Here is a 22,443-nt window from a genome sequence, read left to right as displayed (position 1 = left end):
GATCGTTCCCGCGCGTTGCACGCACCCAGCTTGAGGATGCAGGTGGGCAATGATACCAGCCGTCGCTTTCTCTCTACACCAGCGGCCTCCTGCATCAGCACTTCTCGCATCAGCACATTCCACACCACGCATCCTGAAGATCAATCCTTGCGCGGGATATGGCTCATCGCATGTTCCGCCAGGGCGGTGATGGTCAGGCTGGGATTGACGCCCAGGTTGGCGGCGAGCATCGAGCTGTCACAGATCAGCATGTTGCGGTAATGGAAGACGCGATTCTGCCCATCGCAGACACCGTCCTCGGGGGAGGCCGCCATGGCCGCGCCGCCCATGCAGTGCGCCGTGGTCGGGATGTTGAAGAGTATCTCGGGAATGCTGCTGCCGGGGATGGCGCCGATGGCCTTGGCGCCACGCGTGACGAAGTCATTCGCCTCGGGGATGAAGGTGGGAATGCGCTTGCCTTCGGTGACCAGCGCCTTGCGAAACGGCCAGTACCACAGGCGTTTGAGCGTCATGTCGAGGTGGCCATCCGCCGTCTGCATGCACAGGAAGATGATGGTCTCCTTCGCGAAGCCCCACGGCAGCTGGAATCTCAGCGCGCGCAGTGGATTGGCGAGGAAGAGCTTCGCTATCGCGCTCAGCCAGGAAAAAGGGCGTGTCCAGCCGGGCTTGCCCCTGGCCATCGCGGTGAACAGCAGCCCCATGAAATCGGAGCCCGCCGGATAGCGTGTGGCTTCGATATGGGTGTGCTCATCGATATGGATGCCGGAGCCGATGGCGATGCCCTTGGACATGTCATCGCGACTGCCCGGCATGCGGCAGCTGATCAAGGACTCCGCATTGGTGCGCACCCGCTTGCCCAGCGCATCCGAGAGGTTCGGCAATGAGCCCTTGTCCTTGAGGCGGAACAGCAACTCCTGGGTGCCGAGCGACGAGCCTGCGAAGACGATGGACTGACAGGTGACACGACGCTTGCCCAGGCCAAGATAGAGCCCGGCAAAGGTGGAGGGCACCGTCGTCACCACATAGCCATCGGAACCATCCGTCTTGCCATTGAGCGGTACGACGTCGATCACCTTGGTCTCGGCGTGCACCTCGGCACCGTGCTTCTCGGCCAGATACAGGTAGTTCCTGTCGAGTGTATTCTTGGCGCCATGACGGCAACCCATCATGCAGCCGCCACAGCCGATGCAGCTGTGTCTTTCAGGGCCTTCGCCAGCGAAGTAGGGGTCTGGATGGGTGCTGCCGGCGGCAGGCGTGCCGCTTTCACCCTCGGGGCCGAAGAAGATGCCGACCTCGGTGGGGTACCAGGTGTCATCGCAGCCGGCGACTTCCGCCATGCGTTTCAGGGCGTCATCCGCCGGTGCGATGATCCGATTGGTCGTCACGCCGAGCATCTTCTGCGCCGTGGCGTAATGCTCTGGCATCACCGCATGCCAGTCATTGAGCCTCGCCCATTGGCCGTTGTCCCAGATCTTGGCAGGCGGCACCAGCAGTGTCTGCGCATAGGTGATGGACCCGCCGCCCACCGCGTTGCCATGCAGCACGATGACATGGCGGAAGAAGCTCATGGTGAAGAAGCCGCGCAGGCCCAGCATCGGCCGCCATAGCCAGCGGCTCAGACGCCAGTTGGAGCGCGGCATGTTGTCCGGCGTCCAGCGCTTGCCCTGTTCCATGACCGCCACGCGATAGCCTTTCTCGGTCAGGCGATGCGCGCACACCGAGCCGCCAAAGCCCGACCCCACGATCAGGTAGTCGTGGTCGTGGTCGTGCTCTTGTGGCGAAGTGGCACTGGCGTGGCGATCAGCGGTAGTCATCGATAGTCATCGGTAGTCATTGATAGCGCTTGAGTTGCTGCGCGATCAGGTCAACGAAGCCCTGGCGGTCGATATCGAACAATACCCTGGCGTTGTGCGGCTTGCCGGTGAGCTGGTAACGGTCGACCACCGTCATGCCCTGGGTGTGCTCGCCTTGCGTCTCGACCCCGACCCAGCACTCGACAGCGGTGAACAGCTCAGGCTTCAGCAGCCAGGCGATGGTGCAGGGGTCATGCAATGGCGCACCGCTGAAGCCCCATTTCGGATCACGGTGGTAGATCATGAAGAAGTCGAGCAGCTCGGCGACACACTGGGCGACGGGATTGTCGATGGCGCGAATCCGCTCTATGTCCTCATCCATGATCTGCGCCTGATGGGTGACATCCAGCCCGCACATCACGATGGGCAGGCCGGACTTGAACACCATGTCGGCGGCTTCGGGGTCGACGAAGATGTTGAACTCGGCGGTGGGGGTCCAGTTGCCGACACCTGCCGCGCCCCCCATCAGCACGATGCTGTCGATCTTGTGGTGTAGCTCCGGGTGGGCTGAGAGAAACAGCGCGATATTGGTCAGCGGGCCGGAGGGCACCAGCGTGACCTTCTGCTCACAGGCACGGACCTTCTCGGCCATCAGCTCGATGGCGCTCTGGGTGACGGGGGCGAAGGCGGGGGCCGGCAGTTTGGGGCCATCCAGGCCACTTTCGCCATGCACGTTGTCGGCGATGATCAGCTCACGCGCCAGCGGCTTGGGCGCACCACCGGCGACCGGAATGTCATGCCGCCGCAGCAGGGTGAGCACGCGCAGCGCGTTGTTGAGGGTCTTGTCGGGGGTCTGATTGCCGGCGCTGGTGGTGACGGCCAGCACGTCGAGCGCGTCTGAACTCAGGGCCAGAATCAGCGAGATGGCATCGTCGTGGCCGGGATCACAATCGAGAATGATGGGGCGCGGCATGCAGCAGTCCTTGTCGTGAGTCGTATTGTTGTCGTGACTTGCCTCAATCAGCCTTTCCTTTATGCCTGAACGCAAAACGACACGCCATCCTTGCGAAGGGCGTGTCGTCTGTCCGTTCATGGCATTCGCGCTTGGCGTCAGCGCTTGGCATCAGTGCGTGGCAGATCAATCCGTCTGCTGGGCACGCGCCTCATTGAGCATCTGCACCAGCACTTCCACCGGCTGGGCGCCGGGCACGTAGTACTGACCGACGATGGTGCTGGGCACCGACTGGATACCGGCGTTGCGCAGCGCTTCCTGCTGGGCGGCGACTTCCTGCTCGCCCTTGCCGGATTCGAGGAAGGTCAGCGCCTGTTCGACGCTCAGATTCTCATCGTGCAGGCTTGCGATCTCGGCCAGCACCTGACGGTCTCCCACATCCTTGCCATCTTGGAAGTAGGCGGTGAACAGCGCTTCCAGCAACGGGCGCTCCGCCAGGCCCACGGACTGCTGGCGCCAGACGATGCGCTGGGCATCGGTGGAGTTGGGCGTGCGCTCCATCAGGGCGTGGCGGAAGGTGACGCCGCTCTGCGCGCCTGACTGGGCCACCTGGGCATCCAGCTCCGCGCCACGCTCGACACTGCCGAACTTCTGCGCGCGGTAGTCGGCGCGCGCCATGCCTTCACGTGGCACCCACGGATTGAGCTGGAAGGGCAGGTAGCTGACGCGCACCTCATCCTTGAAGTCGAGTTGCGCGATGGCGTCATCAAGATGACGCTTGCCGATCCAGCACCAGGGGCAGACCACGTCGTAGGCGACCTGGATATCGAGCTGTGACATGGGGATTCTCCTGCTGATCTCTTACGCGCTCCTCATTGCAGCTTGAAGGCCATCTTGAGAGCACGTCGGAATGATTTTGAGCAATCGCTCATCAGTGTCCTGCCATCCTAGAGATTTTGGGCCTGGGACGCTACCGAAAACGCCCTGTCCGATCATGTGTCATGACCGGGCAGGGCGTTCGTGTACAGCGCTAATGATTCAGTACTTGGAGTTCAGCGCTTGGAGCTCAGTGCTTGGAGTTCAGTGCTGCGTATTCACTGCACCGGACTCAGCAACTCAATCAACCCAGCGCCTTGCGCAGATCCGCCAGCGCGCGGATATCGTCCGGGCCGGTGCGGCAGCAGCCACCGATGGCCGTGGCACCTGCGGCCAGCCAGCGTGGGGTCCAGCCGGCGAGGTCATGGTCGTGGTCAGAGCCGTCGCCATCAGAATCTACCGAGACGGCGCAGGCGGCGGACCAGGTCTTGGTGACTGGGTCATAGACCTCGCCGGAGTTCGGGTAGATGACGATGTCCTTGTCCGTCTCGCCGCGAATCTCGCGCACCAGCGATTCGATGTGCTCAAGCGCGGTGCAGTTGACGCCGATGGCGACCACCTGCTCGCAGTCGGCGATGGCGCGCACAGCCTCACGGATCGGCGTGCCATCGCTCAATTCGCTCGCGTTGCGCGCGCTGAAGGCGATCCAGGCACGCGCCGAGGGGAAGTCATCGCGCAGCAGGTCACACACGGCCAGTGCTTCCTCGGCACACGGCAGCGTCTCGACGGCGAGCACGTCCGGTCTGGCATCGAGCAGCGTGGCGAGGCGGGCACGGTGGAAGTCGCGCAGGCCGGCGCGGTCCAGCGCGTAGCCGCCACGGTATTCGCTGCCATCGGCGAGATATGCGCCATAGGGGCCGACCGAGGCCGCGACCAGCGGCGGGCAGTCCAGACGCTCCGGGTGCGCGGCCAGGTACTCGCTGCGGGCCTGGGAGGCCAGGGTGACAGAGCGCTGGATCAGCGCGCTGGCCTGGGTCTCGCTCAGGCTGCGCGCCATCAGGCCCTCGAGCGTGGCCTGATAGCTGGCGGTGGTGGCGACATCGGCACCGGCCTCGAAGTAGGCGCGGTGCACATCGACGATCGCCTGCGGCTCATCGGCCAGCACCCGGGCCGACCACAGCGAGTCGTTGAGATCGAATCCGGCACGCTCAAGCTCGGTGGCCAGGGCGCCATCGACGATCAGGAAGGGCTGCTGGGCGGTGATGGCGCTCAGCGGATTGCGGGTGGCATCAGCGGGCATCGAGGGCCTCCTGCGGGGTCGGAGTCGGGGAATTGGCGGCGTCGGTAGACGAGCGATGGGTCAGAAAGTGGACCAGATAGCACAGCGCCACGAAGGGCACGCCGAAGTAGAGCGCGATGCGCTGGTTGGGGTCAAAGGCGATGCCGATGCAGGCCAGCGCGCAGAACAGGAAGGCGGCAATCGGCACGACGGGATACAGCGGCGCGCGGTAGGTCAGCTCGCTGGCGCTGTGGCCGGCTTTAAGCCACTGACGGCGAAAGCTGAACTGGCTGGCGGCGATCGCCATCCACACCAGTACCACGGCAAGCCCGGAAATCGACACCAGCGCCAGATACAGGGTGTCCTCGGCATAGATACTCGAGAGCAGCGACAGCAGGCCGCCGAGCATGGTGATCAGCAGTGCGGGCACTGGAATGCCGCGCTGATTGACGCGGCTGAACACGCGGGGCAGCGTCTTCTGGTCCGCCAGGGTCCACAGCATGCGCGAGGCGGCGTAGAGACCGGAATTGGCCGCCGACAGCAGCGCGGTGATGATCACGAAGTTCATGATGTCCGCCGCGTAGGGGATGCCGGTGAGCTGGAAGACCGCCACGAAGGGGCTTTCCTTGAGACCGGCGCTGTCCTGCGGCAACAGGGCGGCGATGACGATGATGGTGCCGATGAAGAAGATGATCAGTCGCCACAGGGTGGCGCGGATCGCCAGGGGCACGTTCTTCTCGGGATTCTCGCTTTCGCCCGCGGCGATGCCGATCAGTTCGGTGCCGGAGAAGGCGAAGCTGACGGCCAGCAGTGTCATCAGGATCGGCATCACGCCGTGATCGAACACCCCCTCCTGCAGGATGCGCGTGACGCCCGGAGCCTCGGTATTGCCCGAGAGTGACGTGAAGCCGAACATGGCGGCGGCGCCTACGGCGATGAACACGATCACCGCGGCGACCTTGATCAACGACAGCCAGAATTCGGATTCGGCGAAGAAGCGTGCCGAGACGATGTTCATGCCGAACACGATCAGCGAGAAGAGCCCGCACCAGATCCAGGGTTCGACACCGGGGAACCAGCGGCCCATGAACACGGCGGAGGCGGTGAATTCCGAGCCCAGTGCCACGGCCCAGGTCAGCCAGTAGAGCCAGGCGACGGTATAGCCGGTGGCCGGGCCCAGATAGCGGGTGGCGTGGGCGCTGAAGGCGCCGGGTTCGGGGTGGTGCACGGCCAGCTCGCCGAGACACATCATCACCAGATAGACCACCAGGCCGCCGATCAGATAGGCGAGCACCGCCCCCGCCGGACCGGCCTGTTGAATGGTATAGCCGGAGCTGAGAAACAGGCCGGTGCCGATGACACCGCCGAGGGACAACATCACCAGGTGGCGCTGCTGCATGCTGCGTTTGAAGTCGTGGGCGTTGCTGTCAGTCATGGTAGGGGTCACTCGAGGTGCTGCCGATGAGAAAGGCCTCTCTCTGGCAGCCGTCGTTCACGATGGCGTGTGGCATGGCGAGAATCGGTCGGAAATACGCAGAAATGCAGCGAATATCATAATTTAATCAACTAGTTGCCACAAAAGGCTGCTTGGGTTGATTGGCTATATGGTTAGATGGGTAATGAGCTTGCGATTCATTTCTTGGCCCAGGGTTTCCCTCCAGCGCAGCGCGTGGCGCTGGAAACGACAACGGCCACCCGAAGGTGGCCGTTCTGTTACACGTGTGTCGGAAAAGGCAACCGATCAGACGAGGCTTTCCAGCGCCTTCTCGACGATGTCGAGACCTTCTTCCAGCACTTCCGGCTCGACCGTCAGCGGCACCAGCACGCGAATGGAGTTGGAGTAGAAACCACAGGACAGCAGGATCAGCCCCAGCTCCTTGGCCTTGGCACATACGGCCGCCGTCGCGGCGGGGTCCGGCTTGCCATCGGCGTCCACCAGCTCGAAGGCCGCCATGGAACCCTGGTTGCGTGAGTGCGCGACATGCGCGAAGCGTTCTTCCCACTGGGCGAAACGCGCGGCCAGTTGCTCGCCCATCTGGGTGCTGCGCTCCAGGATGTTCTCTTCGCGGATGACGTCGATGACGGCCAGGGCCGCGGCGCAGGACAGCGGGTTGCCGCTGTAGGTGCCGCCCAGAGAGCCCGGGCCGGAGGAATCCATCACCTCGGCGGTACCGACGACGGCTGACAGCGGCATGCCGTTGGCCAGACTCTTGGCCATGGTCATGATGTCGGCTTCGACGCCGCTGTGCTCCATCGCGAACAGCTTGCCGGTACGCGCGAAGCCGGACTGCACTTCATCGGCGATCAGCAGGATGCCGTGCTCGTCACACAGTTCACGCAGCGCGGTCAGGAAGCTCGGCGAGGCGATGTAGAAGCCGCCTTCGCCCTGCACCGGCTCGATGACGATGGCGGCGGTGCGGTGCGGTGCGATGTCAGTCTTGAACAGGGTGCGGATGGCGTTCAGGGACTGCTCTTCGCTGATGCCGTGAATCGGGTTCGGGTAGGGCGCACGGAAGATGTCACCCGGCATCGGGCCGAAGTCGTTCTTGTACGGCAGCACCTTGCCGGTCATCGCCAGGGTCATCATGGTGCGGCCGTGGAAGGCGCCGTCGAAGGTGATGACACCGCTGCGGCCGGTGGCGGCACGTGCGATCTTGATGGCGTTCTCGACCGCTTCCGCGCCGGAGTTGACCAGCAGGGTCTTGCGTTCCGGGCCACGTACCGGCGTCAGCTCGGCCAGCTTCTGGCTCAGTTGCACGTACGGGGCGTAGGAGATGACGCCCGCGGCAGTGTGCATGACCTTGTCGAGCTGTGCCTTGACGGCGGCGACGACCTTCGGGTGACGGTGACCCAGGTTGAGCACGCCGATGCCGCCGGCGAAGTCGATCCAGCGGTTGCCGTCCGCATCCCAGATCTCGGCGTTCAGCGCGGTGTCGGCGAACTGCGGCGTGGCGGTGACGGCACCCTTGGCGACGTACTTGTGCTTGAGGACGTCGAGTTGTTCGTTGCTCAGCTGAGAGTGGCTCATGTCAGGTTCCTTTTCTTGTTGCCGGTGGCATGGCGCGGGCCATGCCACCGTTGTCTAGTAAACGTGGTGGGATAATGTCGTGAGACGTCCTCTCGAGGCGTCCATACAAAATCAGAGACCGCCGATGCAGACGTACTTCAGCTCGGTGAACTCTTCCAGACCGTGGTGAGACCCTTCACGACCCAGACCGGATTCCTTGATGCCGCCGAAGGGCGCCAGCTCGGTGGAGATCATGCCCTCATTGACCCCGACCATGCCGTATTCCAGCGCTTCCAGCGTGTGCCAGATGCGACGGTAGTCGGTGGCATAGAAGTAGGCGGCCAGGCCGAAGGGCGTGTCATTGGCCATCGCGATGGCGTCTTCATCCTTGTGGAAGCGGAACACCGGTGCCAGCGGCCCGAAGGTCTCCTCATCCGCCACCACCATCTCGGTGGTGACATCGGCCAGCACGGTGGGCTCGAAGAAGCTGTGGCCCAGGGCGTGCGGCTTGCCACCGGTGACCAGGCGCGCGCCCTTGCCGATGGCGTCATCGACGTGGCTCTGCACCTTGCTGACGGCAGCGCCGTTGATCAGCGGACCGATGGTGTTGCCATCGACCAGGCCATCGCCGACCTGCATGGCGGCGACCCGCGCCGCGAGCTTCTCGACGAAGGCATCGTAGACGCCGTCCTGGACGAGGAAGCGGTTGGTGCATACGCAGGTCTGGCCCGCATTGCGGAACTTGGAGGCGATGGCACCGTCGACGGCGGCATCGACATCGGCATCATCGAAGACGATGAACGGCGCGTTGCCGCCCAGCTCCATGGCGGTCTTCTTGACGGTGGAGGCACACTGCGCCATCAGCGTCTTGCCCACCGGGGTGGAGCCGGTGAAGGAGACCTTGCGGATGCGCGGGTCGGTGGTCAGCACTTCGCCGATGGCGATCGGCTTCATGGCGGTGACGACACTGATCAGACCTGCCGGCAGGCCGGCTTCCAGCGCCAGATCCGCCAGCGCCAGCGCAGTCAGCGGGGTGGCTTCGGCCGGCTTGATGACCACGGCACAGCCTGCGGCGATCGCCGGCGCGCACTTGCGGGTGATCATCGCCAGCGGGAAGTTCCACGGCGTGATGGCCGCCACCACACCGATGGGCTCGCGCAGTACCATCAGGCGCTTGTCGGCACCGTGGGACGGCAGGGTCTCACCGGCCATGCGCTTGGCTTCTTCGGCGAAGAATTCGATGAAGGAGGCGCCATAGGTCACCTCGCCACGCGATTCCGCCAGCGGCTTGCCCTGTTCCAGGGTCATCAGCTGGGCGAGGTCTTCCCGGTGCTCAAGCACCAGGTCGAACCAGCGGCGCAAGAGGGCGGAGCGCTCCTTCACCGGCACCTTCTTCCAGGCGTTGCCGGCGATCTCGGCGGCGGCGACGGCGTCACGGGTATCCTCGGCGCTGACTTCCGCGACACGGGCCAGTTGCTCGCCAGTCGCCGGATTGGTCACGTTGAAGGTGGTACCGGTCTCGCGGCGCTCGCTGCCGATCAAGGCAGGGACGAAGACGTCGCGGCTGTTCTCCGAGTTGACGTAGCGCTTCAGGAAGTCGCTGGTCGGGAGTGCAATACGGGACATGTGGAGCTCCTCTGGCGGTCTGGCGTGCAGTGCATTCATTGAGTGGACAGCGCTGGCGAATCGCGCGGACTGTCCTGATATCGGCTCGTGGTAGTCGAGCCCGATGGCGCCGGGCAGGCGGACGGACCTGCCCGGCGGTCACATGACGAGGCCTTTGCTCAGTGAGCGGTGAAGGCCGGTGCCATGATGCGGTCGCTGTATTCACGGCCGAATTGCTTGAGGGCGATGGCGTACATCACCAGGCCCAGTGCCATCCAGGCGCCGAAGATCATCCACTCGGTGCCGGTCAGTGCGGACGGGCTGCCCGGCAGGTACAGACAGGCCATGGCGAAGGACAGCAGGATGGCCAGCACACCGCACAGCTTGCCGTGACGCACGCGGAACGGACGCGGCATGTCCGGCTCGCGGATGCGCAGGATCAGGAACGAGATCGCGACGAACAGGTAGGCGATGACGATACCCAGCCCGCCGGCATCCACGATCCACACCAGTGCCGGACGACCGAAGAAGGGCGCGATGCAGGACAGCAGGCCGATCAACAGTACGGCGTTGGTCGGTGTCTTGTGTTTCGGGTGCAGCTTGCCGAGGGCGGCCGGCAGCATGCCGGCATGCGCCAGGGCGTAGATGGCGCGCGAGCCACCGATGTAGAAGGCGTTCCAGCTGGTGATGATGCCGGCGATACCCGCCAGGATCATCAGCTTGCTGGCCCAGGGCGTGTTGAACAGTGCCTGCATGGCATCCGGCACGCTCAGTGAACTTGCCAGCAGGGAGTCGTGATCCAGTGCCAGGCTGGTGGCCAGGATGATCAGGGCATACCACACCACTGCCAGTACCACGGACATCATCAGCACCTTGCCGATGGCGTTGTAGGGCAGATTGATCTCCTCGGCGGCCTGGGGGATGACATCGAAGCCCACGAACAGGAAGGGCACCAGCACCAGTACCGCGATGATGCCGGCCGTCACGCCACCTTCGGATTGGGTGAACAGCGGTGTCATGTTGGCGACATCGCCTTCAAACAGTGCACCGGTCACGAACAGGACACCGGCGATCAGGATCACGCCGGTCACGACCTTCTGCAGCAGCGCTGCCGTGGTGATGCCGACATAGTTGATCGCCATCATCGCCAGAGACCCGCCGACACCGACGGCAACCCAGGTGGCCTTGACGTCCCAGCCGGCGATGGTCCACATGTGACCGACGGCATAGCCGGGTGCGAGGTTCTCGATGACGGTCGGCAGGGCCACCGCCTCGAAGGACACCACGCTCAGGTAGCCGAGAATGATGGTCCAGGTGCACAGGAAGGACGAGAAATGTCCCATGGCACGGTAGCTGTAGACGTGTTCGCCACCCACCTTGGGCATGGCGGCGGCCAGTTCGGCATAGGTCAGGCCGATCAGCACGACGGCGATGCCGCCGATGATGAAGGCGATGATGGCGCCGATGCTGCCGGCATTCTGGATCATGCCGCCGGTCAGGACGATCCAGCCCCAGCCGACCATAGCACCGAAGGCGAGGGCCAGAACGTCGCCGCGGGCGAGGACTCTGACAAGTTGTTCTGCAGGGGGAGTTGTTTGGGTCATGGGGGATGCGTCCGAGTCGATCTTGGAATTTGTTATATGGCGGTGCCGGACCTGCTGATGTCTTTCGTGTGCGTCTGCTGTCCTCTGCCGAACGTTCTGGCGGGTAAGCAGGTGCAAGGTCAGTCCTGTCGCTGGCTGAGGCTTGTGGGAAAAATTCGCTCCTGTCGACATCGCAGGAGCGATCCAGCCATCGTGGGCTGTGAGCATCAGTCAGTAGGCAGCGCCTGAGGGACACGCTATCAGCGGCCACTGTTCAGGCGAATAGACCAATTGAGCGTTTGACTGGACCAATCTTGGTGGACTGCGGATAATCAGGGATGAATGGGCGCTGTACCCCGCCAGCCAGGCTGGTTGCTCACGTGATCTATGCAGCGTATGGACGTTACGTGCTACATGAACGATATCGGGAGACCTGCATGGAACTGGCCACGCTTGAGCCATTGATCGAGTGCTATCGCCGCCAGTCGCAGGCCCTAGGCAAGCAGGTGCGGCTGGAGCAGGCATTGCTCGAGATGATTCGTGAGCAATGGCCGGTGGGGGTACGGCTGCCTGCGCATCGCAAGCTGTGCGAGGCGCTGGGCGTGGCACGCAACACCCTGTCATTGGCCATCAAGTCGCTGATCGAGGAAGGCTATCTGCACACCGGGCAGGGTCAGGGCACCTGGACGCGCCGCCCGCATGCCGCGAGACCCGACAGCGCCTCGCCCGAGGCACCTGCGCCACTGCCGCTCTCCACTCGCGCACGCCGGGTGCTGGGCGGGCAGGGGGCCAGCCTGATCCAGAGTGGCGCCTTCGTGCCGGGCATTCCGGATATCGCGCGCTTTCCGATGCGCAAGTGGCGTCAGCTGTATGCCAGCGTCACGGTGCCCCACAACGCGCTGCTGCTGTCGTATTCCAGCGGTGGCTATGGCCCGCTCAAGCGGGAGATTCGGGATTTTCTGCGCCGCTGGCGCAACATCGATTGCGATACCCAGCAGATCATCATCACCGAGGGCACCCACCACGGCATCGAGCTGTGCGCGCTGGCGCTGGCGGACGCCGGCCAGCGGGTGGTGATGGAGTCGCCCTGCTACTGGGGGGCACGCAATGTCTTTCTGGCCGCCGGACTCGAGACCCAGCTGATTCCCTGGCGGCCCCGGGGTGACACCGCCGATGCCCCGGGCCACGAGATCGCCCTGCTAGAGCGTCGTCCGGTGCAGATCGCCTATTTCACCGGCTCGCATCACTATCCCTTGAGTGTCCCTACCTCACGGCGTGACAAGCTGGCGCTCTGCGAGGCCTGTCAGCCCGCCTATATCCTCGAGGATGACTACGAGTTCAGTGGCGATGACCATGATCAGTTGCTGTTTGATCCGGACGCCGATAATCGCCTGCTGGTTGGTTCGTTCTCCAAGCTGATGTTTCCTGGCCTGCGGCTGGGCTATCTGGTGGTGCCGCGCGCGCTGGCCGGGCCGATGAATCGGCTGCGCAGCGAGGTGTTTCGCGAGGGGCGCATGCTGGATCAGGCGGTACTGGCGCAGTTCATCGCCGATGGGGATCTCGATGCCTGGTATCAGCGCATCCAGCGCGATTATCTCGGCCGACAGCAGGTGGTACATGACCAGCTGTGTCAGGTGAAGGGAGTGATCAGCGTCTCGCCGCCCTCGCGCGGCATCAGCCTGTGCGTGCAGTTCGCCCCCGAGATCGATGACAAGCGTGTCGCGCAACTGATGGTCAAGGAGCATCTGATCGTGCGGCCACTGAGCATGGTCTGCAGCAGCGAGGACTCGCGGCGCGGGCTGGTGTTGGGGGTCGGCATGCTGGCAGGCGAGAGTCTGGTCAGTGAGGTGGCCCGGCTCAGACGCACGCTGGAGAGCATATTGACCATGCGCGACATCCGGTAGGGCGGCACTGAGCAGCGCCAGAACTGAAAACGCCTCCGCCCGGCAGGGCGAAGGCGTGGTATCGACACTGAACGCGAGTGCTACTTTGCCTGCTGCATGCGCTCGGTCAGCTTGCGGAATTCCTCACGCATGGCGCTGTTCTCGAAGCTGGTGGCGACCGGTACCTGCAGGCCGGCGAGGGTGTCGAAGGTCTTGACGCCCTGGCGGATCAGGTCGGCGACATGCGCGCTGAGCTTGACGGTGCGATAGGTATTGGTTGCCACCGCAAGTTCGCGTTGGCTCTTGGTGAGCGATGTCTTGACGCGGTCGCGCTGCTCGCTCACCAGCGAGCGATACAGGTTGATCGTCTTGAGCGTCAGCGCATTGGCGCGGATGTTGTTCTCCAGACTCTCACGTGAGCCGCCTTGCTTGATCAGCGCCCGCGCATCCCGCGTGGTGGCTTCGGCTTCGTCGGCGAACCCTTGCAGCTGCGGCAATACCTCGTCATCCACGCGGGCGATGAAGTCCTGCTGCATGGTGACGATCATGCGGTGGAGCATGACGACCATGCCGTAGTAGCGACGCGCGTACTCCAGATTCTCGCCACTGTCGCGGGTCAGCTCCGCGAGCTGCTGGGCCACCGACTTGATGCTGGCGAACACGACACTCATGGTCAGTACATCATCGCCGACCACCGAGGACAGCCATACCTGGACCTGGTCCGGCGTCAGGGTGATGCCGATCTCCTCGAGCCGCGCGGCCAGCTTGCCTTCCAGCGTGGTCAGCTCGCCTTGATAGGCGGTGATGTTCTTCTCATGCGCGGCGATCAGCAGGTCATAATCGCCGCGCGTGCTGGCGGTGAATTCGCGCAGGGTATCGGTAGGCGTGAAGCGTGTCAGCGTCGAGACCTCGGTGTCGGGCGCCAGGATACGCTTTTCCTTCAACTCGGAAATCTCACGGCGCGATTCACGTATCTTGTCCTCGACCTGTCGATAGGTGCTGCGCAGGGTCGAGAGTTGTGGCACGTCGAGGGCCTGCATGGCTTCCTCGATCATCTCGTCCATATCGCTGCGCGCGGAGGCCTGATCGCGGCTGATCCAGGCCTCTTCCGGCAAGGTGTCCATCTCATCGAAATAGCCGACCGCCTTCTTCAAGGTGGCGAAGGCTTCCGGCTGGTCGAAGTGCATGTCGTCGGCTGCCAGGGCGAGACCCGGCGTCAAGGTGGGCGCGAGGGTCGCCAATGACAGACTGAGCGCTGCCAGGAGGCGGGTGACGGGGCGGCGAGACACTGGCGAACTACCTTGGGGCATCGGAGACACTCGGGTCGGCGTGGAGCATGGCAGCGCAGAGTAGCAAAATCGCTGACAGGCGTCTCCGAGTTCGCGTCGCGCCAGGCGTGCTCAGTGAGGCTCATAGGCCTCGGGCTTGCCGGTGGCGGGGTCGATGCGGTCCAGCGACGGGCCACGATAGTGGTCCATGATCAGCGCCACCGCTGCCTCGCCGTACTGCGTGAACCAGAAGTCGCCCATGCCCTTGAGGCGCTGGATATTGGTGACGCTGATATCGTCCATCGCATCGTCAGGCGCCCTGGGCAATCCCGGTTGCGGGCGCATCTCGGCGTTGACGCGGATGTAGCTGCCCGGCGGCGAGATGGTGATGGCCTGATAGCCGACGACCTTCTCGTCGGAGAGCACGTCGATCAGACTGCCTTCCAGCATCCACTGCACCGCGCCCCAATGCTGGGAATCCGGGCCGTTGATCTTGCGCGTGCGCGTCCCGGTACCGATCGACAGCACGCGCCGAGTGTCATGCGGCCACAGTCGACAGGCCTCGGCGATGGCGCACATGGTCGGGTTGTTGGCGATCACGCCCCCATCGATCAGCCAGGTCTGCTCATTGTCCGTCCCGAGTTTCATGTCGCGGGTCGGGAAGTAGGTGGGCGCGGCGCTCGAGGCATCCGCGACCTGCCAGGCCAGCAGCTTGTGATGCTCGCGCTTGCTGGACTTCAGCACATGCGGGCGGCGTCTCTCAATCCCGTAGGTGACGACGAGGACCTGCTTGCCCTCAGGGACATCCCGGAGCTTGGCCTGGCCGAGATGCTTCTTGAGCATCGCGCTCTTGCCTTTGGCCTCGTACCTGGGCGCATTGATGCCATCGAGTTCGAACCAGCCACGATTGTCGACGAAGATCTTCCTGGCATTGGTTGCGCTGTAGAGCCCGTTGATGTCCTCGAGGCTCATGTCGGTGGTAGCCAGCGCCAGCGCGATCAGGCTGCCGGTTGAGGTGCCTGCGTAGAAATCGACGCAGTCGCGCAGTGTGGTCTGGTGGTCGCGCTTGAGTGTCGCATCGACATGCATCAGAAACCGGGCGGTGGCCGCCCCACGTATGCCGCCACCATCCAGCGAGAGAATCAGCTTGGACATGCAGGCCTCCTGCAGCGCGAGTGACGTTCCTTTCCTGCCCATGGCATTCCCTGGGCTGCTACCAGAATAGAGAGGCCAACGCTTTACAGCCGTGTGAAATGCCTGATACGGAGCGACAGGAGGGCCTGATACTGGCCGGGAGAAGAGGTGATTCGAACGCGGCACAAGCGCTGAGACGCGGCACGCATTCCTTGAGCAGACCCCTATGGGAATGTGAAAAAGGCCACCCGGATCGGGTGGCCTTTGGTGTTGCTGCGTGGTGATCGTCACATCGCTGGCTGGGCAGTGATCACCAGCCACTGGCGCAGTGAAGCGTTCAGGGACGCATCGTGATCAGGTATTGAGCACGACGCCACCATTGAGGTGGATCGTCTGTCCCGACATGTAGCTTGAATCGTCGCTGGCCAGATAGACGTAGGCCGGGCCCATCTCGCTGGGTTGCCCGGGGCGCTCCATCGGTACCTGCTTGCCGAATTCGGCGACCTTGTCATCCTCGAAGCTGGCGGGGATCAACGGTGTCCAGACCGGGCCGGGGGCCACGGCATTGACGCGGATGCCGCGGTCCATCAGCGTGCCGGACAGCGAGCGTACCAGTCCCTGGATGGCCCCCTTGGTGGCGCTGTAATCGATCAGGCTGTCATTGCCCTTGAAGGCGTTGACCGAGGAGGTGGCAATGATGGAGTCGCCCTTGGAAAGATGCGGGACGGCGGCCTTGATCAGATAGAAGTGACTGAAGAGATTGGTCTTGAAGGTGCGTTCGAGCTGCTCGTCATCTATCTCGGTCACGTCATTCCAGTCGTACTGCTCGGCGGCGTTGTTGACCAGGATGTTGAGCTTGCCGAATTCCTCCAGCGTGCCTTCTATCACCTTGCGGCAGAAGGCCGGGTCACCGATGTCACCGGCGATGCGGCTGGCCTTCTGACCTTCGGCCTCCATCAGTCGGAGGGTTTCCTCGGCGTCCTCTTCCTCGCTGCCGACGTGGGTGATCATGCAGTCGGCCCCTTCGCGCGCGAAGTGGACGGCGGCGGCGCGCCCGATGCCACTGTCGCCTCCGGTGATGACGGCGACCTTGCCCTTGAGCTTTCCGCTGCCCTGATAGCCTTCCCGGATATATTCGGGGCGAGGCTGCATGCGATGTTCATCACCCGGTTGATGATCCTGATGCTGCGGGGGTTGTAGTTGACTCATGCTGTCACTCCTTGTCCGTGAATCATGATGACGACGCAATCGCCTTCAGACGCGAACGCCTACCTGAATGACATGTGGATCTTCGTGCGGATTCAAACCCCTACATTCAAAAAACTTGATGTTCATGTGGGGCCGGGTCATGCCACCAATGAAAACGCCCGTTGCTCAGGGGAAAGCAACGGGCGGGGGTGTCATCTTCGGCTCAGGCCAGGTGTCAACGGCTCAGGAAACGAGGCCCTGTGGCTTGTCGTGCACGGTCGCCGGGGTGGGGGCCCCCTGCGGCGAGACGGAGGCCACGGCGGGGGCAAGCGCCTGCTCCCGTTGCAGGGGTGAGGCCTGGACATTGAGCTCTGGCAGGTTCTCGGGGTCATGCCCCGGACCGGCTTCCAGCGTGGGCAGGGCCTCTCGGATGATGCAGGCACACAGGCGGCGGTGTGCCTGCAGCATCAGGCCCTCACGCTCCAGGTATTGCATCAGTCGCGTGGCTGACACCAGCGCGACGATGGGATGCAGACCGCGAAAGCGTTCCTCTACCTTTTCGGCACTGATGGTCGCCAGTTGCTCTGGGTTGGTGTGTGGCATCGGTGGTTCCCCTAGATGGCACTCGGTGTCCCGAGTGCGGATGATGCGTGTCATTCGCTGGTCATGGCGGCGTATGCCGCCACGTGAGAGTGTCTTTCTGTCAGGCGTCGCTGTTATAGGTGTCGTTGTTTGCGTGCGCGAATCGTCGTGCGAAATCACCCTCTCGCCTGTCCCGCAGACCGCCTTTCCCCATAGTGTGTCGCCTCAAGGCGGGGTCAGGCAATGACCCGAGAGGCATGCGTGGCGGGCACGATCTCCCGAGCAGGCCGTGGTCTGGCTGGCGCTCAAGCCAGAGAGCATCGCTGCCGCGTGTCTGGCACCTTCGCGCCAGCGTTTTGCATTATGCAACTTCCATTGATTAACGATTGTGGATTTTCGTAACCACCTAGCCAGTATTAGAGATACCACGAGAATGTGCCAGTTCTGTTGCAGGGGCTCTGTTGTCTCTCAACTGTTGCCACTGCTGTTGTCCTTTCTGGCAGGTATCCCTGTGGAGTGACTGGCTCATTATCGCCATGACGCGCATGGCTGGTAGGATAACGCTCCTCTGGATCATGCAGATGCCTGCCAGCGGGATATTGCGTCAATGCGCGTCGCCCCGGCTGGAGTTGCCTGCAGGTATCGATTGTCGCGTGATCTCTTCTAGCCTGGATATGCCATGAAACGTTTTGTGCTGCTCGATACCGCCCCGATCCCTGGTACCACGGATTCGCTCTGTCTGTTCGAGTATGGCGAGGACTTCGTCATCAAGATCGAGAGCGGCAAGGGGGGGCAGCTGATGAATACCCGCATGCATGGCTCGGAAGACGCGCTGGCAGAGATTCCTGCTGGCCTGCTGAAGAGTCGCGGCACGCCGTCGGCGCCGCAGCGTGTCCTGATCGGCGGTCTGGGCATGGGCTTCACGCTGGCCTCGGCGCTTGCGCACTTCAAGGCAGATGCCGAGGTGGTGGTCGCCGAGCTGGTGCCGGGCGTGATCACCTGGAATGACGGCCCGCTGGGGGCCAAGGCGGGGTATCCGATCCGCAATCCGCGCACGACCGTCGAGAATCGCGATGTGGCCGAGGTGCTGCGCGAAGCACCTGGCGGCTTCGATGCCATCATGCTGGATGTGGACAATGGCCCGGAGGGACTGACCGCTGACGACAATGATTGGCTCTACAGCGCGGAAGGGCTGGCGGTATGCGCCAGGGCACTGCGTCCTGCCGGCATTCTGGCAGTGTGGTCGGCCACGGCCGATGCGCGCTTCTCGCAGCGTCTGTCGCGGGCCGGTTTCAAGGCCGAGGCACGTCAGGTGTATGCCCATGGCACGTCCGGAGCCAGGCATACGATCTGGATCGCCCGCTATGTCGGACGTTCCGCGACCTCCGAGACCGGGCCAGGGGCGGGCAAGGGAGAGAAGAAGGGCAAGCGTGCTGGCGGCTCATTCAAGGGTGCCGGGGCGAAAGGCAGCCGCCGCCGGTAATGCCGTGCGGCCGGGGCGTCAGCCTCTTTCGCCAACTTCTCGTCCGCCATCAACGACAACGGGCTGGCCACGTCATGTGGCCAGCCCGTGTCATGTCCTGCCTGGCTATTGTCGAGCGTCAGGCGTCAGGCGTCAGGCGTCAGGCATCAGGAAACATATCAGGCCGCTTCGCGCGCCTTCATGTCCTTCAGGTACTCATCGGCGAGTCGCTGCTTGGTGGCGTCGTCGAAGACGCGACCGGCCAGCTGGAAGACTTCCTGCTCTTCCTCGTCCAAGTGGTGAGTCACCAGATGCTCGAGCTGCTTGGCGGCGGCCAGCCAGCCCGGCGAGCTGTAGTCCGTCGTCTCGAGTTTCTCGACCAGCTCATCGATTTCATGGTGCTCGGCCACGCTGTGACGCGCCTTTTCCTGCGTCATGTCGTGCTCCATCATCGGGATGTAGAGCGCGCGCTCCTCAGCTCCCGCATGGTTGGTGAGCGATTCCTTGAGGCGCTTGAACAGGTCATCGCGCGGTTCGCTGTCACCTTCGGTCTTGAGCAGCATGTCCAGCAGGCGGCGTTGTTCGTCGTGGGTCTCGCGCAGGGCTTCAAAGATGGTCATGTTCGGGCTCCTCATCAGCGTCAGCTTGTCGAGTGGCTGGGCGAGACGCGTGGCCTGTCTCTCTTCTTGCCGGACTCTCAGCTTCTCCCTGCAAGCTTTTGGAGTTCCAGCATTCCAGAAGACGGCTCACGTCTGTCAGGGGCTCGCCGTGTCAGCGCATTTTCTCGAGCTCATTGTGTCAGGTATGTACAACTCTGGTGGCGGATCGAAAGAACTTCAAGGGCGCAACGCCGGCTGCCCTTGAAAATCCCCCGCGCGAGAGCAAGAGATGAGGTATCGCTCATATCTTGCCTGCTACTTTCTCTTTCTTGATCGAGCACGCACCGCGCAGGAGTTCTGACATGTCACACGACGCGCCCACGTCCCGGCCCGCTTCTTCCAGCACCTTCGGCCACAAGGGGTCCCATGCGCCTGACCTTTCCCGCGAGCTTTCCGGCAGCCAGCTTGATCGTCCGCCGGGCGGCGGCTGGCCATCGCTCAAGGCAGTGGAGACGTTCCTCTGGCAGGAGCGCCTGCCGATCGCCGGGCATGTCAGCCTGATGAAGATGAACAAGCCGGATGGCTTCATCTGTCCGAGCTGCGCCTGGCCGAATGGTGACAAGCCCAAGGGGGCCAATTTCTGCGAGAACGGTGCCAAGGCGCTGGCGTGGGAGGCGACGCGTGAACGCGTCAGCGATGAGCTCTTCGCTCAGAACACCGTGAGCCAGCTTCGCGAGTGGACTGATCATCATCTGGAGAAGGAAGGGCGCCTGACGCACCCGCTGCGCTACAACGCCGAGCAGGACCGTTACGAGGTGACCAGCTGGGAGGCGGCCTACGCCGAGATCGGTGAGCGTCTCAAACAGTATGACGACCCGAACCAGGTCGAGTTCTATACCTCGGGGCGCACCTCCAACGAGGCGGCCTTCCTGTTCTCGCTGTTCGGGCGCATGTACGGCACCAACAACTTCCCCGACTGCTCGAACATGTGTCACGAGACCACCTCGCGGGCGCTGCCGGAGTCCATCGGCATCGGCAAGGCCACGGTGAATCTCGAGGACTTCAAGCAGGCCGATGCCATCTTCATCTTCGGCCAGAACAGCGGCACCAACAGTCCCCGCATGCTGGGCGATCTCCACGAGGCGCGTGGCCGTGGTGCCGAGGTGGTGAGCTTCAATCCTCTGCGCGAGCGGGCGCTGGTGAGCTTTGCCGACCCGCAATCGCCCAGGGACATGCTGAGCGGCAAGGGCGTCGAGATCAGCACCCAGTACCATCAACTGCGCATCGGCGGTGACCTCGCTGCCGTGCAGGCGATGTGCAAGTACGTGATCGAGGCCGACGATGCACTGCGTGAGCGCAATCCGCATGCGGTGGGGCTGCTGGATCATGACTTCATCGCCCAGCACACCCACGGCTTCGAGGCCTTCGCCGATCACTGCCGCAAGCTTGACTGGCAGGATCTGGTCGAGATGTCCGGCCTGTCGAGGGAGTCACTGGAGCAGGCGGCGCAGACCTATCTTGAGGCCGAGCGCGTGATCTGTTGCTGGGGCATGGGCATCACTCAGCATGCGCGGGGGGGCGATACCATCCAGCAGATCGTCAATCTGCTGTTGTTGCGCGGCAATATCGGCAAGCCGGGCGCCGGGCCTTGTCCGGTGCGCGGCCACTCCAACGTGCAGGGGGATCGTACCGTCGGTATCGAGAACCTGCCCAACGGCGCGATGCTGGATGCCTTCGACCGTGTCTTCGACATCCAGTGCCCACGGGACAACGGCCATGATGTCGCCGAATGCTGCGAGGCGATTCTGCGCGGCGAGACACGGGCCTTCATCGGCATGGGCGGCAACTTCTTCCGCGCGATTCCGGACCAGAAGCGCATCGTGGAGAAGGTGCACGAGCTGGACATGACGGTGCATATCGCCACCAAGCTCAATCGCAGCCATCTGCACCCCGGCAAGCACGGCTGGGTATTGCCGACGCTGGGTCACAGCGAGCGCGACCTGCAGGCCGGCGCCGATGGCAAGGGCGCGGAGCAGACCACCAGTGTCGAGGACGGCATGTGCAACGTCTCGCCCTCGCGCGGCGTGATGGCGCCGGCGGATGCCAGCCTGCACTCCGAGATCGCCATCACCTGTCAGCTGGCCAAGGCCACTCTGCCGGCGCATCCCACCCTGGACTGGGACTGGTTGCAGGCGGATTACGCGCGCATTCGCGACCGTATCGAACAGGTCTTCCCGCAGATCTTCCCGGATTACAATGCCCGCCTGGCGCAGGGTGGCTTCCACATCCGCATCGCCCCGCGTGAGCGCATCTGGCACACCGACTCCGGGCGCGCCAACTTCCTGTTCCCCGAGGGACTTGGCACCGATGAGCAGGGCCTCGACAAGGTCACCCACGAGACGCTGGACATGGACAGTACCTTCCTGCTCAGCACCATGCGGGGCCATGATCAGTTCAACACCACCGTCTATTCCAATGATGACCGCTATCGGGACGTCTACGGGACGCGCATGGTGGTGATGATCAGCCCGCAGGATCTGGAAACGCTCGGCCTGTCCGAGGGCCAGCGCGTGCGTATGGAAACCGTGAGTGAGGATGGTGTCGAGCGCAGCATGGCCGGTTTCAAGCTCAAGGCCTACGATATCCCGAGCGGCTGTCTGGCAGCGTATTACCCGGAAACCAATGACCTGATTCCGCTGGATCACCGTGATGCGCGCAGCAATACGCCGGCCTCGAAATCCGTGCCTGTCAGATTGCGTCTGATGGACAGCGAAGAGGTCAATGCCAGTGAAGGAGTGCTGGCAAGCGCTTGAGGACGCCTCTGACCGGGAATGTCTGAAAAAATTTGCATCCTGCACTCGGCGTCAGGTTATGGCGTGGAGGAAGCACGATGCGATCAACGCCACGCGCTGCACTGAAAGAGTGCGCCGCGTGGCGTTTTTGTGGATCACTGCCATATTGAGGGCATCTTACGGGGATCTTGCGCCATCACCGGCCAAGTGACGCAAGCGATACGTCAGAGAGGGCATTGCTGCGCCAATGGCTGCCTCACACCCCCTCCAGCGCGGGATCCTGACGCCAAGGACAAGTTATGGTGCCGGGCAGTCCGCGGACAGGTACGCGGGCATCTCAAGGACTGGCGCGTTTCTTGCGTGGTGGTAGGGTGGCGACCGCCAGTCCCGCTCATCCGCACTTCGCCAGCGGTTGGCAGGCTCTCATCGACCGACGCGCTGCCCGTCGAGCGCAGCGTTCCATGAGAGCGACCTGCCAGGTGGCGAGAGAGCATGGCACC

Annotated in this window: 15 protein-coding genes and 1 pseudogene; 3 read left to right on the top strand and 13 right to left on the bottom strand. The window is 63.4% G+C overall.

Going from position 1 to position 22,443, the window contains the following annotated elements; translation table 11 throughout:
* Positions 1–140 precede the first annotated feature (140 nt).
* The 8 genes from QD172_RS00890 to QD172_RS00855 form a co-directional block, all read right to left on the bottom strand.
* The gene (locus tag QD172_RS00890; RefSeq protein ID WP_279854592.1) at positions 141–1,814 is read right to left on the bottom strand and encodes a GMC family oxidoreductase; all 1,674 of its coding nucleotides are present in this window, start codon (positions 1,812–1,814) and stop codon (positions 141–143) included.
* Positions 1,815–1,830: 16 nt separating this feature from the next.
* Entirely contained in the window at positions 1,831–2,766 is a 936-nt protein-coding gene (gene rihA, locus QD172_RS00885; RefSeq protein WP_279854591.1) for a pyrimidine-specific ribonucleoside hydrolase RihA, read from the bottom strand.
* A 165-nt stretch (positions 2,767–2,931) separates the two neighbouring features.
* Entirely contained in the window at positions 2,932–3,585 is a 654-nt protein-coding gene (locus QD172_RS00880) for a DsbA family oxidoreductase (RefSeq protein WP_279854590.1), read from the bottom strand.
* 280 nt (positions 3,586–3,865) lie between these two features.
* Positions 3,866–4,861, bottom strand: coding sequence for a homocysteine S-methyltransferase (gene mmuM, locus QD172_RS00875; RefSeq protein ID WP_279854589.1), 996 nt, complete (start codon positions 4,859–4,861; stop codon positions 3,866–3,868).
* Positions 4,851–6,275, bottom strand: coding sequence for an amino acid permease (locus QD172_RS00870; RefSeq protein WP_279854588.1), 1,425 nt, complete (start codon positions 6,273–6,275; stop codon positions 4,851–4,853). The genes mmuM and QD172_RS00870 overlap by 11 nt, the downstream gene beginning before the upstream one ends.
* 306 nt (positions 6,276–6,581) lie before the next feature.
* Positions 6,582–7,853, bottom strand: a complete 1,272-nt coding sequence (gene gabT / locus QD172_RS00865) for a 4-aminobutyrate--2-oxoglutarate transaminase (RefSeq protein WP_084209701.1) — start codon at positions 7,851–7,853, stop codon at positions 6,582–6,584.
* 126 nt (positions 7,854–7,979) lie between these two features.
* Positions 7,980–9,473: an NAD-dependent succinate-semialdehyde dehydrogenase gene (locus tag QD172_RS00860; RefSeq protein WP_084208602.1), complete on the bottom strand. Its 1,494-nt coding sequence runs from the start codon at positions 9,471–9,473 to the stop codon at positions 7,980–7,982.
* A gap of 158 nt (positions 9,474–9,631) precedes the next feature.
* Complete coding sequence (locus tag QD172_RS00855; protein ID WP_084208603.1) at positions 9,632–11,056, bottom strand: APC family permease; 1,425 nt, start codon at positions 11,054–11,056, stop codon at positions 9,632–9,634.
* A gap of 416 nt (positions 11,057–11,472) precedes the next feature.
* On the opposite strand from QD172_RS00855, the gene QD172_RS00850 reads away from it, so the two are divergent.
* Positions 11,473–12,939: a PLP-dependent aminotransferase family protein gene (locus tag QD172_RS00850; RefSeq protein ID WP_279854587.1), complete on the top strand. Its 1,467-nt coding sequence runs from the start codon at positions 11,473–11,475 to the stop codon at positions 12,937–12,939.
* Between the two features lie 80 nt (positions 12,940–13,019).
* Here the strand turns inward: QD172_RS00850 and QD172_RS00845 are convergent, their stop codons facing one another.
* From QD172_RS00845 to QD172_RS00830, 4 genes are all read right to left on the bottom strand, one after another.
* Positions 13,020–14,228 (bottom strand): hypothetical protein, encoded by a 1,209-nt coding sequence (locus QD172_RS00845; RefSeq protein ID WP_279854586.1) that lies wholly within the window; start codon positions 14,226–14,228, stop codon positions 13,020–13,022.
* A gap of 90 nt (positions 14,229–14,318) precedes the next feature.
* Positions 14,319–15,341, bottom strand: coding sequence for a patatin-like phospholipase family protein (locus tag QD172_RS00840; protein WP_279854585.1), 1,023 nt, complete (start codon positions 15,339–15,341; stop codon positions 14,319–14,321).
* A gap of 333 nt (positions 15,342–15,674) precedes the next feature.
* Positions 15,675–16,529, bottom strand: coding sequence for an SDR family oxidoreductase (locus QD172_RS00835; protein WP_279854584.1), 855 nt, complete (start codon positions 16,527–16,529; stop codon positions 15,675–15,677).
* 222 nt (positions 16,530–16,751) lie between these two features.
* A complete protein-coding gene (locus QD172_RS00830) occupies positions 16,752–17,111 on the bottom strand; it encodes a hypothetical protein (RefSeq protein ID WP_279854583.1) in 360 nt (119 codons plus the stop codon).
* A 658-nt stretch (positions 17,112–17,769) separates the two neighbouring features.
* On the opposite strand from QD172_RS00830, the pseudogene QD172_RS00825 reads away from it, so the two are divergent.
* A pseudogene (locus tag QD172_RS00825) lies at positions 17,770–18,450 on the top strand (hypothetical protein); the annotation flags it as partial.
* A 281-nt stretch (positions 18,451–18,731) separates the two neighbouring features.
* Here the strand turns inward: QD172_RS00825 and QD172_RS00820 are convergent.
* The gene (locus tag QD172_RS00820) at positions 18,732–19,172 is read right to left on the bottom strand and encodes a hemerythrin domain-containing protein (RefSeq protein WP_077376112.1); all 441 of its coding nucleotides are present in this window, start codon (positions 19,170–19,172) and stop codon (positions 18,732–18,734) included.
* 341 nt (positions 19,173–19,513) lie between these two features.
* On the opposite strand from QD172_RS00820, the gene QD172_RS00815 reads away from it, so the two are divergent.
* Complete coding sequence (locus QD172_RS00815; protein ID WP_279854582.1) at positions 19,514–21,964, top strand: FdhF/YdeP family oxidoreductase; 2,451 nt, start codon at positions 19,514–19,516, stop codon at positions 21,962–21,964.
* Positions 21,965–22,443 lie beyond the last annotated feature (479 nt).

Source organism: Cobetia sp. 10Alg 146, assembly GCF_029846385.1.
Lineage (GTDB): Bacteria > Pseudomonadota > Gammaproteobacteria > Pseudomonadales > Halomonadaceae > Cobetia > Cobetia marina.
Note: the sequence above shows the minus strand (reverse complement) of the source record. Positions and strands in the feature narration are given on the sequence as shown.

Excerpts from the sequence above, each read along its gene's own strand:
- QD172_RS00890 (WP_279854592.1), bottom strand. The coding sequence starts at position 1,814 with ATGACTACCGCTGATCGCCACGCCAGTGCCACTTCGCCACAAGAGCAC.
- rihA (WP_279854591.1), bottom strand. The coding sequence starts at position 2,766 with ATGCCGCGCCCCATCATTCTCGATTGTGATCCCGGCCACGACGATGCC.
- QD172_RS00880 (WP_279854590.1), bottom strand. The coding sequence starts at position 3,585 with ATGTCACAGCTCGATATCCAGGTCGCCTACGACGTGGTCTGCCCCTGG.
- mmuM (WP_279854589.1), bottom strand. The coding sequence starts at position 4,861 with ATGCCCGCTGATGCCACCCGCAATCCGCTGAGCGCCATCACCGCCCAG.
- QD172_RS00870 (WP_279854588.1), bottom strand. The coding sequence starts at position 6,275 with ATGACTGACAGCAACGCCCACGACTTCAAACGCAGCATGCAGCAGCGC.
- QD172_RS00860 (WP_084208602.1), bottom strand. The coding sequence starts at position 9,473 with ATGTCCCGTATTGCACTCCCGACCAGCGACTTCCTGAAGCGCTACGTC.
- QD172_RS00855 (WP_084208603.1), bottom strand. The coding sequence starts at position 11,056 with ATGACCCAAACAACTCCCCCTGCAGAACAACTTGTCAGAGTCCTCGCC.
- QD172_RS00850 (WP_279854587.1), top strand. The coding sequence starts at position 11,473 with ATGGAACTGGCCACGCTTGAGCCATTGATCGAGTGCTATCGCCGCCAG.
- QD172_RS00845 (WP_279854586.1), bottom strand. The coding sequence starts at position 14,228 with ATGCCCCAAGGTAGTTCGCCAGTGTCTCGCCGCCCCGTCACCCGCCTC.
- QD172_RS00840 (WP_279854585.1), bottom strand. The coding sequence starts at position 15,341 with ATGTCCAAGCTGATTCTCTCGCTGGATGGTGGCGGCATACGTGGGGCG.
- QD172_RS00835 (WP_279854584.1), bottom strand. The coding sequence starts at position 16,529 with ATGAGTCAACTACAACCCCCGCAGCATCAGGATCATCAACCGGGTGAT.
- QD172_RS00830 (WP_279854583.1), bottom strand. The coding sequence starts at position 17,111 with ATGCCACACACCAACCCAGAGCAACTGGCGACCATCAGTGCCGAAAAG.
- QD172_RS00820 (WP_077376112.1), bottom strand. The coding sequence starts at position 19,172 with ATGACCATCTTTGAAGCCCTGCGCGAGACCCACGACGAACAACGCCGC.
- QD172_RS00815 (WP_279854582.1), top strand. The coding sequence starts at position 19,514 with ATGTCACACGACGCGCCCACGTCCCGGCCCGCTTCTTCCAGCACCTTC.